The sequence below is a fragment of the Hornefia butyriciproducens genome (assembly GCF_009695915.1).
Classification (GTDB): domain Bacteria; phylum Bacillota; class Clostridia; order Peptostreptococcales; family Anaerovoracaceae; genus Aminicella; species Aminicella butyriciproducens.
The window spans coordinates 58,022-74,110 of sequence record NZ_VUMZ01000004.1; the positions used below are offsets into that span (position 1 = coordinate 58,022).

The following is a 16,089-nucleotide window of genomic DNA, read 5'->3' on the forward strand; positions in this document are numbered from 1 at the left end:
CTATCTCCTTACATTAATTCCGGCTTCCGCCAGCTGTCTCTTCAGTTCCGGGATCTGCACCTCGCCAAAGTGAAAAATCGAAGCTGCAAGGCCCGCATCGATATCCGGAATCTCCCGGAACAGATCAATAAAGTCCTGAATGCCCCCGGCGCCTCCGGAAGCGATTACCGGAACGGAAACGATCTCCTCCACAGCCTTCAGCATCTCGATATCAAAGCCCGACTTCACGCCGTCTGTATCTATACTGTTGACCACAATCTCCCCGGCTCCGTCAGCCTCACCTCTGCGGATCCATTCGAGGGCATCCATACCCGTGTTCTCTCTGCCTCCTTTTGCGAATACAGTAAACCTGCCGTCCACCCGTTTCACATCCACAGAGAGCACCACGCACTGGTTTCCGTAAAGTTTAGCCGCCTTTCCGATCAGGGACGGATCCCGGATCGCCCCGGAATTGACCGAGACTTTATCAGCCCCGCATTTCAGCACTCTGTCGAAATCCTCAAGCGTATTGATTCCGCCGCCGACTGTCAGAGGAATAAAAATTGTCGCAGCCACCTCCCGCAGGATATCCGCGAAAAGCCTCCGTCCTTCCGCAGAAGCGGTAATGTCGTAAAACACCAGCTCGTCCGCGCCGTTTTCACTATAATATCTGCCCAGATCCACCGGAGAGGAGACGTCCTGAAGTCCCTCGAAATTGACGCCTTTCACTACTCTCCCGTCCCGCACGTCCAGGCACGGTATGATTCTCTTTGTTATCATCTCTCAGCTCCGTCTGTTCATTTCCGTCTATTCATTGTATCGTTCTACGGCTCCGGCAAGATCGATGGCCCCGGTGTAGAGCGCCTTTCCGATAATCACGCCGTCCACGCCGATCTCCGCCAGCTGCTCCAGATCGTTCTCCGAGGAAATCCCGCCCGATGCGATGATGTCAGCGTAGCCGCCGTATTCCTTCACAAGATGACGATACAGATCCATGTTCGTTCCCTCCATGGCACCGTCTTTAGAAATATCCGTACAGATAATCGTATGCACTCCGTCATCAATGAGCGTTTCAAACATCTGATCTACAGTCGTCTCGGTCACCTGCGTCCAGCCGTTAATCGCCACCCTGTCGCCGGCAATGTCCACTCCGACCGCTACGTTTTTCCCGTGTCTGCGAATCATCCTGGCCGTAAACTCCGGATCCCTGATCGCCATGGTTCCGATAATGACGCGAAGCGCACCGATAGATGCATACTCCATCACGATCTGTTCGGTCCGGATCCCTCCGCCGATCTCGACCTTCAGATCCGTCCCCTCGATAATTTCACTGACCGCAGCGAAATTAGGCGTGTTCCCATCCTTCGCACCATCCAGATCCACGACATGAAGAAACTCCGCCCCGGCATCCTGAAAACCGCGCGCCACCTCCAGCGGATCTTCCCCGTATACCGTCATCTTGCTGTAATCTCCCTTGAGCAGACGTACCACATGTCCATCTTTCAGATCAATTGCCGGAAAAATCTTCATCGTTATCCCTCCATGTCACAAAATGCTTTCAATATCTTCATGCCGGTTTCCCCGCTTTTCTCCGGGTGAAACTGCAATCCGTAAACACTGCCCGCGGACACCGCTGCGGTGAGTTCCGGTCCGTACTCGGTGGTGGCAATCACCGCTTCGCTGCAGTCCGTGCCGTAGTAGGTATGCACAAAGTAAACAAAGTCGCCCTCCCGGACATCCCTGAAAATCGGACTCTTCGGCCTGTCTTTCGGAAAGTGAAGGGCGTTCCACCCAATATGCGGAACCTTATAGCCTTCCGGCACCACCGGTTCCATCGAAACCACACATCCGGGAATCAGTCCCAGTCCTTTGTGCTCCCCGTATTCAAAGCTTTTCTCAAAGAGCAGCTGCATGCCCAGGCAGATCCCCAGAAGCGGTTTCCCTTTCTCCGCCTCCTCAGTAACAACGTCTGCAAGCCCACTGTTCCGCAGCTTACGTGCAGCGTCCCCGAAAGCGCCCACGCCGGGCAGAACGATCTTGTCCGCCCGCCGGATTTCTCCGGGGTCCGAGCTGAGCCGCGCATCCGCACCGATATGCCGGAACGAGCTGTAAAGAGAAAATATATTTCCTACTCCGTAATCAACTATTGCAATCATCTAAAGAACACCTTTCGTTGACGGGATCTCATCCCTGTATTTTTCGTCAATGGCGGCCGCCTCTCCCATTACCCTTGCGAAGGCCTTGAACATTCCTTCTATAATATGATGGGAATTTTCACCTGCCAGCTGCCGGAAATGGAGTGTGACTCCTGCCTTGCGTACAAATCCGAGAAAGAATTCCTTCACCAGTTCGGTATCCATGTCCCCCACCTTCTGCGTAGGTATCTGCACATCAAAGCCCAGATAATCTCTTCCGGAAATGTCAACTGCGCAGAGAATCAGCGCCTCGTCCATGGGAAGCGTGATATCCGCATAGCGCCGGATTCCGGCTTTGTTCCCCAAAGCCTCATAAAAAGCCTCTCCCAGGGCGATTCCGATGTCCTCCACCGTATGGTGATAATCCACGTGAGTGTCTCCCGCACATTCCACGAACAGGTCGAATCGCCCGTGACGGGCGAACAGCTCCAGCATATGGTTGAGGAAACCGCATCCGGTATTCACATCATATCGTCCGCTGCCGTCAACGGTCAGCGCCAGATTGATCTGGGTTTCCGTTGTGCTTCTGTCAATTCTGCTGCGTCTCATATGCTCTCCTCCTCCCTCAGGATCTCACGGATCGCGGCCATCAGCCGTTCCATCTCCTCCTGTGTTCCGATGGTGATTCTATTGTACTGTGTAATCCGCGGGTTGTCAAAGTGTCTTATCAGAATCTTCCGTTCCTTTAGTTTCCGATAAAGGGTTCCGCCGTCGATACGGTCGCTTTTGGCGAATACAAAGTTGGCAATGGACGGAATAACCTGAAAGCCCGCTTTCTCCAGTTCAACTGTAGTCCATTCACGGACAGACATGGTCCGCAGGCAGTTCGCCGAATAGTAGTCGTCCTCTCCGATTGCGGCTACTCCCGCCGCTGCCGTGATGGAATTGACGTTGTACGGGTTGGTGGAATATTTGATTCTCTCGAGATCTCCGATAAGCGTCTCTGACGCTATAGCATAGCCCAGACGAGCTCCGGCAAGGCTCCGTGATTTAGAGAAAGTCTGCACCACCAGAAGGTTTTCATATTCCTTTGTCAGGGGAATCGCTGATGTGCCGCCGAAATCAACATAGGCTTCGTCAATCAGTACGACGTGATCCGGATCGAAGGCACAGAGATCCGCGATGTCCTCCTGCCGGATCTCCAGACCGGTAGGCGCGTTGGGATTCGCGATCACGATCATTCCGCCCCTTCCTTTGTAATCCTCCGGATTCAGTGTGAAATCCTCCCGCAGCGGAATCTGCGTATAATTCACCTGGTGCAGATCGCCGAAAACCGGATAAAATCCGTAGGTGATATCGGGGAAGACCGCTCCGTCCTCCGCAAACGCCATGAACGCGAAATTAAGGATATCGTCAGAGCCGTTGGAAACAAACACATTGCTTTTTCCGACGCCGTAACGGTCCGCGATGGCGTCCTTCAGTCTGACGGAATCCGGATCCGAGTACAGGCGTAGTCTCTGCGCCGTCTCCCTGCTGCATACGGCCTTTTGGGTCTCCGGTCCCGGCGGATACGGTGATTCATTGGTGTTCAGTTTGGTATACACGGTGTCCTTCGGCTGTTCGCCGGGAGTGTAGGCGTCCAGCGTCCGAAATCTCTGATTCAGATATCTGCTCACCTGCGGCCTCCTTTCTGTTCTCCGCCGGTCTTCACCGCCTCCGGCGCCTCCTTCATGTTTTCCTTTGTCACATCCTCTGCGAGAGCGTCCCGAATCGCCTCAATCTCCCCGGTCTTGAACCGAAAGCTCGCCTTGTTCGCGATCAGCCGGGCGCTGATGGGAACGACAGTCTCTATGACCTCAAGATTGTTCTCCTTAAGCGTCTTCCCCGTCTCCACAATGTCCACGATCACGTCGGAAAGTCCTACCAGCGGCGCAAGCTCGATACTGCCGTGAAGCTTGATGATGTCGATGTCCCTGTTCTCCCTGGCATAATAGTTCGATGCGATATTAGGGAACTTGCTGGCCACCCGGAGAGTCCGCTCCGGATTGTCGTGGTACCCCTTCAGAGCCGCCACAGCCATCCGGCATTTTCCCATGTTGAGATCCAGCAGTTCGAACACGTCTGGCTCGTACTCCAGGATGATGTCCTTTCCGGCAATACCGATATCCGCGGCGCCTCGCTCCACATAGATAGTCACATCGGTAGGTTTCACCCAGAAATAGCGTATTCCCTTTTCTTCATTCTCAAAGATCAGCCGCCGGTTGTCTTCTCTGATCGCCGGACACTCATAGCCGGCCTTCTCGAACATATCGTATACTTTTTTGCCCAGTCTGCCCTTCGGCAGCGCCACATTAATCATTTTCTTCAACCGTCACAACCTCACTTCCATCCAGTCTGATCAATTTGCGGTAACGCAGTTTCTCCGGGATTTCCTTCTCCACCAGCACCGTACTTCCCTCCTGAATCATCTGCCGTACAGCCTTGTACATCGCGCCCAGATCGTCCTCAAGCGTATACAGGAACACGATATCCACGTCGTATTCCCGGTCGCTCCCCTCCATCCGATCCAAATCGTCCAGATAGACAGCAAACCCCAGTGCACCGCCCTTCTTCCCCATTCGGCTCATCAGTCTGTCGTAGCGTCCGCCGGAAAGCACCGCTTTCGGCACACCTTCCACAAAGCCTTTGAACAGGATCCCGCTGTAATAGGTCAGGTCATTGACGATGGAGAAATCAATGTTCACCCTGGAAGCCATCTTGTACGAAGCAAGCAGACTGACAACGTCGCTGAGCTGATCCAGCGCCTCTCTGCCCCTCTCCGTCAGCGGCAGTTCCCTCATTTTCCGGATCACACGCTTATGATCTCCGTAAGTGGATACCAGCATCTCCAGCGCCCGTATCGTCTCCTCCGCAATTCCGTTCTCCTCTGCGACCTTTCTCAGTTCGTGGATGTTTTTTTCTCCGATGCACTCTACGATTCTGTCCTGCACCTCTGTCTCCACATCCCTCAGCAGGTCCGCCACAACGCCCATATGGGAAATCTCCAGTACGTAGTCGCTGTGGATGGACGCGAGCGAGCGGAGCGCCAGCATCGTCACCTCGAAGGTGTCATACAGACCGACGTCTCCCAGGCACTCCAGTCCGGTCTGCGCGATCTCCCGATAGCGGCGGGAGTTCTGGGACGCCCTGTAGATGTTTTCGCTGTAATAGACCTTCTGCACAAAGCCGGGACGATAACGGTAATTTTTTACGATGGACAAAGTAAGATCCGGCTTCAGCGCCATCAGTCTCCCGTTCAGATCGCTGAATGCGATGATGTTTTCCGTCCCGATAAAGTCTTTGTTCCTCAGATACAGATCGTATTCCTCGAATTTTCCCATCTTGTATCGGGAATAGCCGTATTTCTGATACAGAGAATGCAGCTCAAGCTGTGTCTTCTCCTCCGTTGTCATTCGGTTTCTGTCGATTCTCATTATTTCTCCCTTCACCAGTATAGAATTGAGGACGCCTCCGGGCTCAGCATTTTCAGACTCCGCGCCGCATCTGCCCGTCAGCCATAAAAAAAGCACCCCGGCGAAAAAGTTCGTCAAGGTGCCATCATGCGCCAATACACGTCAAGACCGCACCTCCTGTCAATGGACAGGGGCGCTGGTATGGTTGTTTTCCTGCTTGCCGCAGTTTCCGGACAGGGCACAGCCGCTGCATCCCATGCTGCAGCTCCAGCCGTCGCTGCTCGATTCTCCGTCTGCCTTCTTCTGTTCCTCCCAGCGGGCGGCGGCAAAAGCCCAGACACAGCAGATTGCACCGATCACCAGTCCTGCAATTATGATATAGATGATGTGATCCAGAAAATATTCCATTGCAATCTCCTTTCATGTTCTCTTAACGCCTATTAGTATACCACATCTGATACAAAAAACAACACAAAAATTGAAAATACAGCCTAAATAACAGGCTGTATTTTTGTTGTTTTTCACAAAAGCCAATTGGCTGCGGCAAGCCGCTGCGCAGACACACGGCGCGTCAGACAATACGGCGCTCCGCCGGTAATGTCTCTGCGGCTCCGTCCGCCGTTTTATTTGCAGTGCTCCTGCACCGCGACGGCAGTGGCCACACTGGCACCAACCATCGGATTGTTTCCCATGCCGATGAAACCCATCATTTCAACGTGAGCCGGCACGGAAGAACTTCCCGCAAACTGTGCGTCTGAATGCATTCTGCCCATGGTGTCGGTCATTCCGTAGGAAGACGGTCCCGCCGCCATGTTGTCAGGATGCAGAGTTCTGCCTGTACCGCCGCCGGAAGCAACAGAGAAGTATTTCTTTCCCTGCTGGATACGTTCTTTTTTATAGGTACCCGCGACAGGATGCTGGAATCTCGTGGGGTTCGTGGAGTTTCCGGTAATGGAGACATCCACGTTCTCATGATGCATAATCGCGACGCCCTCTCTGACGTCAAATGCACCGTAGCATTTCACCTTCGCCCGGTCGCCGTCGGAATAAGGAACCTCCTCTACAATTTTCAGTTCCCCGGTGAAAAAGTCGAATTCTGTTTTCACGTAGGTGAAACCGTTGATTCTGGAGATAATCTTCGCGGCATCCTTTCCGAGACCGTTCAGAATGACGCGGAGCGGTTTCGTTCTGACTTTGTTTGCAGAGTTCGCGATTCCGATAGCTCCCTCTGCAGCGGCAAAGGATTCATGTCCTGCCAGAAACGCGAAGCACTCGGTCTCCTCATCAAGAAGCATGGACGCCAGATTTCCGTGCCCGATTCCCACCTTCCGGTCATCCGCGACAGATCCCGGAATGCAGAAGGCCTGAAGTCCCTCGCCGATAGCACGAGCCGCATCTTTCGCGTCCGTCGCTCCTTTTTTTATCGCAATAGCCGCTCCCAGCACGTAAGCCCATGCGGCATCCTCAAAGCAGATGGTCTGGACGCCCTTAGTGATTTCATAGGGGTCAAATCCCTTATCTGTACATATTTTTCTCGCTTCGTCGAGACTGCCGATACCGTACTGGCTCATGACCTTCTCGATACCTTCAATTCTTCTCTCGTAGTTCTCGAATACTGCCATAGTCCGCACCTCCTATTCCTTCCTCGGATCGATCTTTTTGACCGCTTCATCGAATCTTCCGTAGGAGCCTGTGGCCTTGTCAATCGCTTCCTTCGGATCCATTCCGTCCTTGATGAATTCCAGGAGTTTCCCGGTATTGATATATTTGTACCCGATAATGTTATTGTCCTTATCCAGTCCCTGCTCCAGAATGTATCCCTCTGTCAGCTGCAGATAACGGGGACCCTTCAGTGCCGTGGAATGAATCGTTCCCACCTGGCTGATCGTGCCTTTTCCGAGATCCTCCAGACCGGCGCCGACCGCCAGACCGTCCTCGGAGAATGCGGACTGTGTTCTGCCGTAGATAATCTGAAGGAACAGTTCGCGCATAGCAGTATTGATTGCGTCACAGACCAGGTCGGTGTTCATCGCTTCCAGGATCGTCTTCCCTACAAGGATTTCTCCGGCCATAGCCGCGGAATGAGTCATGCCGGAGCATCCGATGGTTTCAATCAGAGCCTCCTGAATAATCCCTTCTTTCACGTTCAGAGTCAGCTTACATGCTCCCTGCTGCGGCGCACACCAGCCCACGCCATGCGTCAGGCCGGAAATATCGCTGATCTCCTTCGCCTGCACCCATTTCCCCTCTTCCGGGATCGGAGACGGACCGTGAGTTGCATCCATCCTGCCAACAGGACACATGCTTTCGACTTCTTTTGTATATATCATAAGCCAAAACCTCCATAAAAACAGTGCAATCACGTACTCAGGCGAAGCGCAGCCTTCCCGGAGGGAGTACCCGCCAAAGGTAAAACGACCGCCTGCTTCCGGAGACTCCGCCGTCGTACATTGCCGCGGCAGGTGCGCCTGTGCCCCATCAGCTGCAGACGCGCGCTCCGGTATGAGTTAAGTATAGCATCAGTTGATTTTTTTAGCAACTAAAAACCGGCACCCTTCGATGCCGGTCTGTCTTATCGGATTCATCCCTGCGCCGCCTCTGTTCAAAGCCCGAACTGATTGTCAAAAAGCGCGGGACAGCCTGCACCTGGCCACTCTTAGCCGGTCGTCTGGAAATCGAATCAGCCCGCGGCTACTGGTTGACTGCCTTCTTCGGCGGCTCAACCGCCTCACCCGGAAGTGACTTCCCAGTTTCTTTGTCCCAGAGTTCTTCCGCATACGGTTTCCAGCATTCCGCATACTCCCGGCACTTGGCGCAAAGATGCTCTACACTCTCCGGTGACTGCAGATCTGTGGACTTCGCTCCGCTCTCATGAACAAGCTTAGGCAGCACGTCCGGGTTCTCCAGCATCGGACAAGGCCTCAGATGATTGTCGTTGAACGGCTGATTGTTGTGATACGCCATAAACAGCGGTGACTGCAGAATCTCAAGCAGTGAATTCTTCTTGATATTCGTGTTGGAATAGTGGATAAACACACATGGCTCCGCATCTCCGTTAGCGTTGATATGGAAATAGTTTCTACCACCGGCGATACAGCCGCCCACATACTCTCCGTCATTCTGGAAGTCAAAGCAGAACAGTCCCTTACCGTCCTTCATCGCTCTGATCTGTCTCAGTCTGTCCTTAATCATTATTCTCTGATCCGGCGTCGGCATCAGCTCAGGCGATGCGTCGTTTCCTACCGGCATCAGATGGAAATACATCGAGAACTTGACGCCCTTCTGGATTTCCATATCAATGAATTCATCTGATGTAACATAGTCGATATTATTCTTTGTATACGCAATCGAAGTGCCGAACAGGCACCCGTTCTCCTTCAGCAGATCCATCGCATGCATGACCTTCTGGAAAACTCCTGAGCCGCGTCTGTCATCGTTAGCCTCCTCGAAGCCCTCCAGGCTAATGGCCAGGTAGAGGTTTCCGACCCTCTTCAGCTCTGCAACAAAAGCCTCGTCCACCAGCGTTCCGTTGGTGAAGGAAATGAATGCGCAGTCCGGATGCATCTCACAAAGCCGGATCAGATCGTCCTTCCGCACCAGCGGCTCTCCGCCGGTATACATATAATAGTAGATTCCCAGTTCCTTGCCTTCGCGGATCACCTTGTCCATGTCCTCAACGCTGAGGTTCAGACGGTTTCCGTACTCTGCCGCCCAGCATCCGGTACAGTGCAGATTGCATGCGCTGGTGGGATCCATCAGAATCAGCCATGGCACATTGCACTGATACTTTTCCCTCGCCTCATGCATGACCTTGGTTCCGCAGAACATCGCCTCATAGAGGAAATTCAGCAGGAATGTTTTCAGAACATGCTCGTCGGTCTCATCAATGATACGGCAGATGTACTTGTTCAGCGCACTGTTCTCGTCCTCCAGGCAGGCTTTCATGCCGCTGAGATCTATGCCCATACCCAGATTATTGATATACTTTTCGGCGAGATTGAAAATGTCCATCATTCCCTTCTGCCGATCCTTGCCAACTTTATTGTAAGCCACATCAAACGCTTTGCTGAACGCCATGCGTCCCATCTTATGTTTCATTGTCGCCATAATGTTACTCTCCAATCTCTAAATTTTTACCAACATAAATCACAATTCTCCCGAATCTGTGCTTATTATAAAGCATGTTTTCGCGGATTCCTATTTACAAAAAAGCCCGTTTGTCTAAAATTTTGTCAAACGGGCAAAGTTTATCACCATTGTTATTTCTGTTTTGCTGCCGTGTCGCTGCCGCATTGCTCACCGCGCGCCCCGACCGAGGCAGCCGGCGCATATGCCGTAGATCACTGAATTTCTGCACTGGATCTGAAACCCGTGTTCCTTCATGATATGTTCTTCAATCTCATCCATGAACCCGCAGTCCAGATGCTGAATGCAGCCGCAGCGCACGCATTTCAGATGCAGATGCTCGCTGCACCTGCGCTCCCGGTTCGTCAGCTGATAGGAGGTCTTTTTCCCGTTTTCTTCTACAAAACGCGCTGCCGTCCCTTCCCTTTCCAGCTTGTCGAGATAACGGTAAATTGTGGTTTTGTTCACCGCAACGCCCGTCTCGTCCAGATGCGCCTGAATCTGAGCGACGCTGACCGCACGGTCTCCGTTCTCCTTAAGAAACTCCAGAATTTTCATCCTGCTGTTTGTCTTATATTCTCTGCCTGCCATAACTTTGTTCTCCCTAAAAACTGATTCCCAGAACCTCAATCACAACGCCCCAGAAGACGCTGACCACATAGAGGATTCCGATGACCATTCCGTCCTGCTTCCAGTGATGATTTTCCCGAATCAGGACAAGCAGGCCCACTCCGGCGCTGCACAGAAGTCCGCTCATCATCGGACCGGCGCCGATGACCCCCTCCAGATACATCTGCGTGATCACAACGGACGCCGCACAGTTGGGAATCAGCCCCACAAGTGCCGCAATCAGCTCACCCGCAACGGGCAGATCCTGAAAAAGACCTGAAATTGCCTGGTGTCCAACAGCTTCGATGGCGCATCCGATGACGATTGAAACAAGCAGAATGAACGCGAAAACCTGCAGTGTCTTCTGAACAGATTCAATGAAGAGCCCCGTCCCGCATCCACAGCCGCAACCCGGTCCGGATTCACCGTCATAACCTTTCGGCACTCTGCGACGTCTGGCCAGCCATCCGAAAAAGAATTCCACCGCATATCCGGAAATCACGCCGATGATCACCTTGGCTGCCATAATGGACACAATCGTCCCGACCGGAACCTTCTCAGAAATAAAAATCGGAAGCATCTCATCCGAAGTGGACAAATAGATGGAGATAAGCGTCCCCAGTGTAACAACCTTTCCCACATAAAAATACGTCGCCGCCGCGGAAAAACCGCACTGCGGGATTGCACCCAGTAAGCCGCCCCAAATCGGTCCGACCTTCCCGGCCTCTTGTATAACTGCTCTGGCATGCCGACCCGCAGCCCGTTCCAGCGCTCCCATCACCAGATAGGTGACAAACAGAAACGGAACCAGCTTGACGCTGTCTACCGCCGCCTCAATAATCGCTTCCTTCATAAAACTCCATATTTCCCATTATTTGCAACTTGATATCATTTGCAACTCAGTTGCATTTTGTATTATAACAGGAGATTTGCTTTTGTCAATATGCAAAAGTCGTCTGGCGGCGGGAAATTCATGAGGAGTCGCGGCGGCGAGGACAAAAGCCATATGGGGCCGGCCCGCCCTCGTCATCGTTTTTTTCGGGCTATGCTTTCAGTTCTGGAGTTCCCGAATCCGGTCCGCGATGAGTTTTGCCACATCGGCTTTGCTCATCAGGGTATGTGCCTCGTCTGTATTGGCGGTGATCAGCGTCACGAGATTTGTATCGGTACCGAAGCCCGCGCCGTCGTCCTTCAGATTATTTGCAACGATCATATCTACATGCTTGCGCTCCAGTTTCCTGCGGGAATTCTCCAGCAGGTTCTCCGTTTCCATGGAAAATCCGCAGAGAAACTGCCCTTCCCTGCGATGTTCACCGAGATACGCCAGGATATCACGGGTTCGTACCAGAGGAATCGAAAGGTCGCCGTCCTTTTTCTTGACCTTCTCCTCTTTATATTCGGCAGGCGTATAATCCGATACTGCGGCCGCCATCACGATGACGTCCATTTCCGGCGCACGGGAGGTGATTTCGTCAAACAGCGCAGAAGCACTCACGGCTTCCACGATGTTGCAGAACATCGGCGGCTCAGCAGTGACGGCCGCCTTCACAATCGTAACGTCCGCTCCCCGCAGCATATACTCCTTCGCGATGGCGAATCCCATCTTGCCGCTTGAATGATTTGTGATAAAGCGGACCGGATCCATCGCCTCCCGCGTCGCGCCCGCGGAAACCAGCACATGCTTTCCGGTCATATCCTTCGGACGGGCGATTGCCTTCTCCACGTATGCATACAGCACTTCCGGCTCAGGCATCTTGCCGGCTCCGACGTCGCCACAGGCCAGATACCCTGAAGCCGGTTCGATCACCTCAAAGCCGTAAGCCCTGAGCTTCTCCAGATTATCCTGCGTTACCGGATTTTCATACATTCCGGTGTTCATCGCAGGCACCACAATTTTAGGACAGGAGGCGGCCAGAACCGTGGTCGTCAGCATATCATCCGCAATTCCACAGGCCAGCTTCGCCAGAACGTTTGCCGTTGCCGGTGCAACCATGATCAGATCCGCCTTCTTGGCCAGTTCCACATGCTCAACTTCATAATGCCCCTTACGCGCAAAAGTGTCAGTCACACACTCCCGGCCGCTGAGAGTTTCAAAAGTCAGCGGCGTGATGAACTCACAGGCGTTTTTTGTCATAATCACATGAACCTCCGCCCCCGCCTTATGCAGGCGGCTGACCAGATACGCTGTTTTGTACGCCGCTATTCCTCCACTGACTCCGATTACTACCGTCCTTCCATTCAGATTCATGCCTGCTTCCTTTCTCCGCAAGCCGCCGCAATTTTCTCGACGGCATCCTCAATCAGATCCGATCCCGACTGTGCGTTGACACCCGCAATGAGATTGTCGCACATGTTCATCGGGATCAGGACACGCACCGCAGCGCTCTGGCATACAGCCATCGCCATTCCGGGCGTGACCTCGCCCATCAGAGAATCCGCGATTACTATTCCCAGCGGTCCCACAATAAAATCCGCGTGACGGCATGCGACAACCACGGGATTCTCCCCCGTCGCGCCTTCGTTTGCGCCCGCCTTCAGCATCGTTGCCGTCGCCACACTGTTCGTCCCGATCGCCTGAATCACTGCATCCGGAAAACGCCTTCTCAGAGAACTCACCAGTTCCCTTCCCAGCCGACCGCCCTGACCGTCAATTGCAACAATAATCATTCCTTCTCTCCCTTCATGTCGATCAGCGAACCGTCCCGGCTCCGCGCCAGCTCCGCCAGATCTTCATATTCCGGTTTGCTTCGTTCCACGCCGTATCCGCGGTAAGACTTGACCCGGAGACCGTCTCGTTCCGTACTTTCTCTTTGCAGCACGTATCGCACAAAATCCTGTCTGCGGATCCCTGCGGTGCGGGTGTGTCTGAAGATCACTTCCGCCATGGCTTTCGCTTTCTCCCTTCTGCAAAGGCAGGACAGCTTCACGGCCGGTCTCGATTTCTTCATTACTATGGGCGTATAATAGACGTCCAGCGCTCCCGCTTCCAGGATCCGTTCCATTGCAAAGCCAAGCTCTTCTCCGGTCATGTCATCGATATTCGCAGAGAGTTCGCAGATCCGATCCATCTGAGAGTCATCGCTGCTGTCACAAAACATTTCTTCGTCTGCAGCCGGCCGGAAATCTCTGACTTCCGGCTGTGTTCCGTCATCATCGCCGGAGGTTTCCCGGGCTTCACCCAGGAAAACCCTCAGAATGTTCGCCTTAGGAAAATCCTTTGTTCCTGCACCGACACCCACAGAATCAACCCTCATGCGTGGTCTCTCCGCAGTCTCATCAGCAAAATGCGTCAGGATTGCCGCACCCGTAGGCGTACAGAGCTCGCCCCGGATCTCATCACTGTAATATTCTGTTCCCTTCAGGATTTCTGCAGTTGCAGGAGCCGGCACCGGAAGAATTCCGTGCGCACACCGGACGCTTCCTGACCCAACATTGACCGGAGAGCTCACGATGCGCTCTGCACCGATGGCTTCCAGCAGAAAGCAGTTACCTACCACATCTGCGACAGCGTCCATAGCGCCGACCTCGTGGAAATGAATTTCACTGACCGGCTGTCCATGTACCTTGGATTCCGCGGATGCGATACGTGTGTAAATGGCCAAAGCATTTTCTTTGACCGATGCCGGCACGGGGAGCCCGTTGATAATGCTTCGGATATCCTCTATTCCATAATGATGGTGTTCGTGGTGATGAACATGCTCCGCGTCATGGTCGTGTCCGCCGTGGCTGTGGTGATGAGCATGCTCCGTGTCATGATCGTGTCCGCCGTGTCCGTGGTGATGAACATGCTCCGTTTCATGGTCGTGTCCACCGTGGCCGTGCTCCCCGACGCTGCCCTCTTCCTCTCCGTGTACCAGGACGTGCGCACGCGTTCCGCCGATGCCGCACTTTTCGCCGTGCTCAAATGAAATCTCTGTTCCCGGGATTTTCAGAGTGCGGAGCTTTTCAACCGCTTCAGCCGGCGCGATTTCCGCCAGCGCTCCCATCAGCATATCGCCGGCGATGCCCATATTGCATTCAATATATAAAGTTTTCATACAGCAACTCCTTTGTGATTAATCATGCTGGCCAGATAGCCGGCGCCGAACCCGTTATCGATATTTACGACGCTGACGCCGCTGGCGCAGGAATTCAGCATTGAAAGCAGGGCGGTCACTCCGCCGAAGGCCGTCCCGTAACCTACACTTGTGGGGACGGCGATCACCGGACAGTCCGCCAGTCCGCCCACGACGCTGGCCAGCGCGCCTTCCATTCCTGCGATGGCGATGATAACGTTGGCTGCCATAATAGAATCCGTGTTGCTCAGCAGGCGGTGAATTCCGGCAACGCCCACATCAAACACCCGCTCTACTTTGTTCCCCAACGTTTCCGCTGTAATCGCAGCCTCCTCCGCGACCGGGATATCACTGGTACCGCCGGTAATCACAAGTACCGTGCCTTCGCAGTCCGGCTCGATCATCGAGCCGACCACTCCCGCATGTGCATCGCTGTAATAGGTGAATGGAATGTCCTTTGTCAGCGCATCCGCGGCCTCCTGTGTCATACGCGTGATCAGGATCGTCCTCTGTCCGTCCTTCCACAGCGCATGAGCGATGCGGTCGATCTGTTCAGGAGTTTTGCCCGCACCGTAAATTACCTCACCGATGCCCTGCCGCAGTCCCCGGTGAGTGTCCAATCTGGCGATATCGATATCATCATATGGCGCCATTTTCAGTTTCATTACTGCGTCCTCCACAGAGGATGAGCCTTCCGCAACCGCCTGCAGCAGTGCTCTTGTCTCCGATTCAGTCATGAGCTTTCCTTCCTTCAAGATCCAAAGCGATTTTTTCAAAATAGGGACGTATACCCAGAGCGATTTCCTCACGCAGCCGAATTACTGAAACCATCTGGCATTCCGGGACCTGAATCAGCCCCGTATCGCCTCTTTTGCGAACCCGGAAATCAGAGAATCCCATCATTCGGAGCACGTTTTCCGCGCCCTCTACACGATGCAGTTTATCATCTGTGATTTCCTCGCCGTGGGGAATGCGGGTCGCGAGACATGCATAGGACGGCTTGTTCCATGTGAACAGTCCGGCCTCCCGGGACAGGCGTCGGACATCGTCCTTGGTGAGTCCGCATTCGCGAAGGGGCGACCGGACCTTCATTTCCGCCAGAGCGCGGGTTCCCGGACGATCCGATGCATCGTCAGAAGCGTTGGTTCCGTCAATGATTACAGAATAGCCGTCCTTTGCCGCCTGCGCAAGGATGTTTCCAAAGACGTTGTTTTTACAATAGTAGCAGCGGTCCTCGGGATTCCTCGCGACATCCGGATCGCACAGCGCATCCAGCTCCATTATACAAAGTCCTGCTCCGACTTCATCGGCAAGACGCCGGGCGTCCTCCAACTCAAACTCAGGCTGGAACTGACTTTTGACAAAATACGCCTGAACGTCCGCCCCATATTTGGTCGCCGCATAAAGCAGATACGACGAGTCAACGCCTCCGGAGAACCCGAGTGCAACTTTGTTGTTTTCGCGAAAAAAATCCTGTAATGTCATATTGTTTGTTCCTCCATCTGAATCAGCGGCGTCCGGCTGTTATACAGCCATTCCCAGGTCTGCCGGGGGGCGGTCAGCCCCGCCCCCCGGTGCTTCAGCGCGCTGTTCTGCTCTGCCGCCGGTACTGCCGTGCCTGTCCCCGGCACGCATTTAAGTAAAGGATAGTACAGCGCCAAAGAAAAATCAAGTTATTTCGGCAGCAGTCTCCGGTGCCGCGGATTTGCAACAAAATATGCGTAATTGCAACGC

19 protein-coding genes are annotated in these 16,089 nt (G+C 53.6%); all 19 read right to left on the reverse strand.

All coding sequences use genetic code 11. The features are described 5' to 3' along the window. Positions 1-759 carry an imidazole glycerol phosphate synthase subunit HisF gene (hisF, locus tag FYJ64_RS05320; RefSeq protein ID WP_154574173.1) on the reverse strand — a complete coding sequence of 253 codons (759 nt, stop codon included), beginning with the start codon at positions 757-759 and terminating at the stop codon, positions 1-3. A 27-nt stretch (positions 760-786) separates the two neighbouring features. Then, complete coding sequence (gene hisA, locus FYJ64_RS05325; protein ID WP_154574174.1) at positions 787-1,509, reverse strand: 1-(5-phosphoribosyl)-5-[(5-phosphoribosylamino)methylideneamino]imidazole-4-carboxamide isomerase; 723 nt, start codon at positions 1,507-1,509, stop codon at positions 787-789. 2 nt (positions 1,510-1,511) lie between these two features. Further along, positions 1,512-2,135, reverse strand: a complete 624-nt coding sequence (gene hisH, locus FYJ64_RS05330; protein WP_154574175.1) for an imidazole glycerol phosphate synthase subunit HisH — start codon at positions 2,133-2,135, stop codon at positions 1,512-1,514. Then, positions 2,136-2,723 (reverse strand): imidazoleglycerol-phosphate dehydratase HisB, encoded by a 588-nt coding sequence (gene hisB, locus FYJ64_RS05335; RefSeq protein WP_154574176.1) that lies wholly within the window; start codon positions 2,721-2,723, stop codon positions 2,136-2,138. Next, positions 2,720-3,790, reverse strand: a complete 1,071-nt coding sequence (gene hisC, locus FYJ64_RS05340) for a histidinol-phosphate transaminase (protein WP_328596990.1) — start codon at positions 3,788-3,790, stop codon at positions 2,720-2,722. Before hisC ends, hisB begins: the two co-directional genes overlap by 4 nt. Next, positions 3,787-4,473, reverse strand: coding sequence for an ATP phosphoribosyltransferase (gene hisG / locus FYJ64_RS05345; RefSeq protein ID WP_154574337.1), 687 nt, complete (start codon positions 4,471-4,473; stop codon positions 3,787-3,789). The genes hisC and hisG overlap by 4 nt, the downstream gene beginning before the upstream one ends. Continuing rightward, positions 4,466-5,587, reverse strand: coding sequence for an ATP phosphoribosyltransferase regulatory subunit (locus FYJ64_RS05350; protein WP_154574177.1), 1,122 nt, complete (start codon positions 5,585-5,587; stop codon positions 4,466-4,468). The genes hisG and FYJ64_RS05350 overlap by 8 nt, the downstream gene beginning before the upstream one ends. Before the next feature lie 159 nt (positions 5,588-5,746). Then, the gene (locus FYJ64_RS05355) at positions 5,747-5,974 is read right to left on the reverse strand and encodes a hypothetical protein (RefSeq protein WP_154574178.1); all 228 of its coding nucleotides are present in this window, start codon (positions 5,972-5,974) and stop codon (positions 5,747-5,749) included. A 215-nt stretch (positions 5,975-6,189) separates the two neighbouring features. Beyond that, positions 6,190-7,188, reverse strand: a complete 999-nt coding sequence (locus tag FYJ64_RS05360; RefSeq protein WP_154574179.1) for a GGGtGRT protein — start codon at positions 7,186-7,188, stop codon at positions 6,190-6,192. Positions 7,189-7,200: 12 nt separating this feature from the next. Next, entirely contained in the window at positions 7,201-7,896 is a 696-nt protein-coding gene (locus tag FYJ64_RS05365) for an iron-sulfur cluster assembly scaffold protein (protein WP_154574180.1), read from the reverse strand. A gap of 361 nt (positions 7,897-8,257) precedes the next feature. Next, on the reverse strand, positions 8,258-9,673 hold the full coding sequence (locus tag FYJ64_RS05370) for a radical SAM/SPASM domain-containing protein (RefSeq protein WP_154574181.1): 1,416 nt from the start codon (positions 9,671-9,673) through the stop codon (positions 8,258-8,260). A 189-nt stretch (positions 9,674-9,862) separates the two neighbouring features. Beyond that, positions 9,863-10,282, reverse strand: coding sequence for a Fur family transcriptional regulator (locus FYJ64_RS05375; protein WP_154574182.1), 420 nt, complete (start codon positions 10,280-10,282; stop codon positions 9,863-9,865). 13 nt (positions 10,283-10,295) lie between these two features. Further along, on the reverse strand, positions 10,296-11,153 hold the full coding sequence (locus FYJ64_RS05380) for a putative manganese transporter (protein ID WP_154574183.1): 858 nt from the start codon (positions 11,151-11,153) through the stop codon (positions 10,296-10,298). A gap of 198 nt (positions 11,154-11,351) precedes the next feature. After that, the gene (gene coaBC, locus FYJ64_RS05385) at positions 11,352-12,548 is read right to left on the reverse strand and encodes a bifunctional phosphopantothenoylcysteine decarboxylase/phosphopantothenate--cysteine ligase CoaBC (RefSeq protein WP_154574184.1); all 1,197 of its coding nucleotides are present in this window, start codon (positions 12,546-12,548) and stop codon (positions 11,352-11,354) included. Further along, positions 12,545-12,967, reverse strand: coding sequence for a DUF3842 family protein (locus FYJ64_RS05390; protein WP_154574185.1), 423 nt, complete (start codon positions 12,965-12,967; stop codon positions 12,545-12,547). Before FYJ64_RS05390 ends, coaBC begins: the two co-directional genes overlap by 4 nt. Further along, positions 12,964-14,337, reverse strand: a complete 1,374-nt coding sequence (gene larC / locus FYJ64_RS05395) for a nickel pincer cofactor biosynthesis protein LarC (RefSeq protein WP_154574186.1) — start codon at positions 14,335-14,337, stop codon at positions 12,964-12,966. Before larC ends, FYJ64_RS05390 begins: the two co-directional genes overlap by 4 nt. Beyond that, entirely contained in the window at positions 14,334-15,092 is a 759-nt protein-coding gene (gene larB, locus FYJ64_RS05400) for a nickel pincer cofactor biosynthesis protein LarB (protein WP_154574187.1), read from the reverse strand. Before larB ends, larC begins: the two co-directional genes overlap by 4 nt. Next, positions 15,085-15,840 carry an ATP-dependent sacrificial sulfur transferase LarE gene (gene larE / locus FYJ64_RS05405; protein WP_154574188.1) on the reverse strand — a complete coding sequence of 252 codons (756 nt, stop codon included), beginning with the start codon at positions 15,838-15,840 and terminating at the stop codon, positions 15,085-15,087. The genes larB and larE overlap by 8 nt, the downstream gene beginning before the upstream one ends. Next, positions 15,837-16,016, reverse strand: a complete 180-nt coding sequence (locus FYJ64_RS05410; RefSeq protein ID WP_154574189.1) for a hypothetical protein — start codon at positions 16,014-16,016, stop codon at positions 15,837-15,839. The genes larE and FYJ64_RS05410 overlap by 4 nt, the downstream gene beginning before the upstream one ends. Positions 16,017-16,089 lie beyond the last annotated feature (73 nt).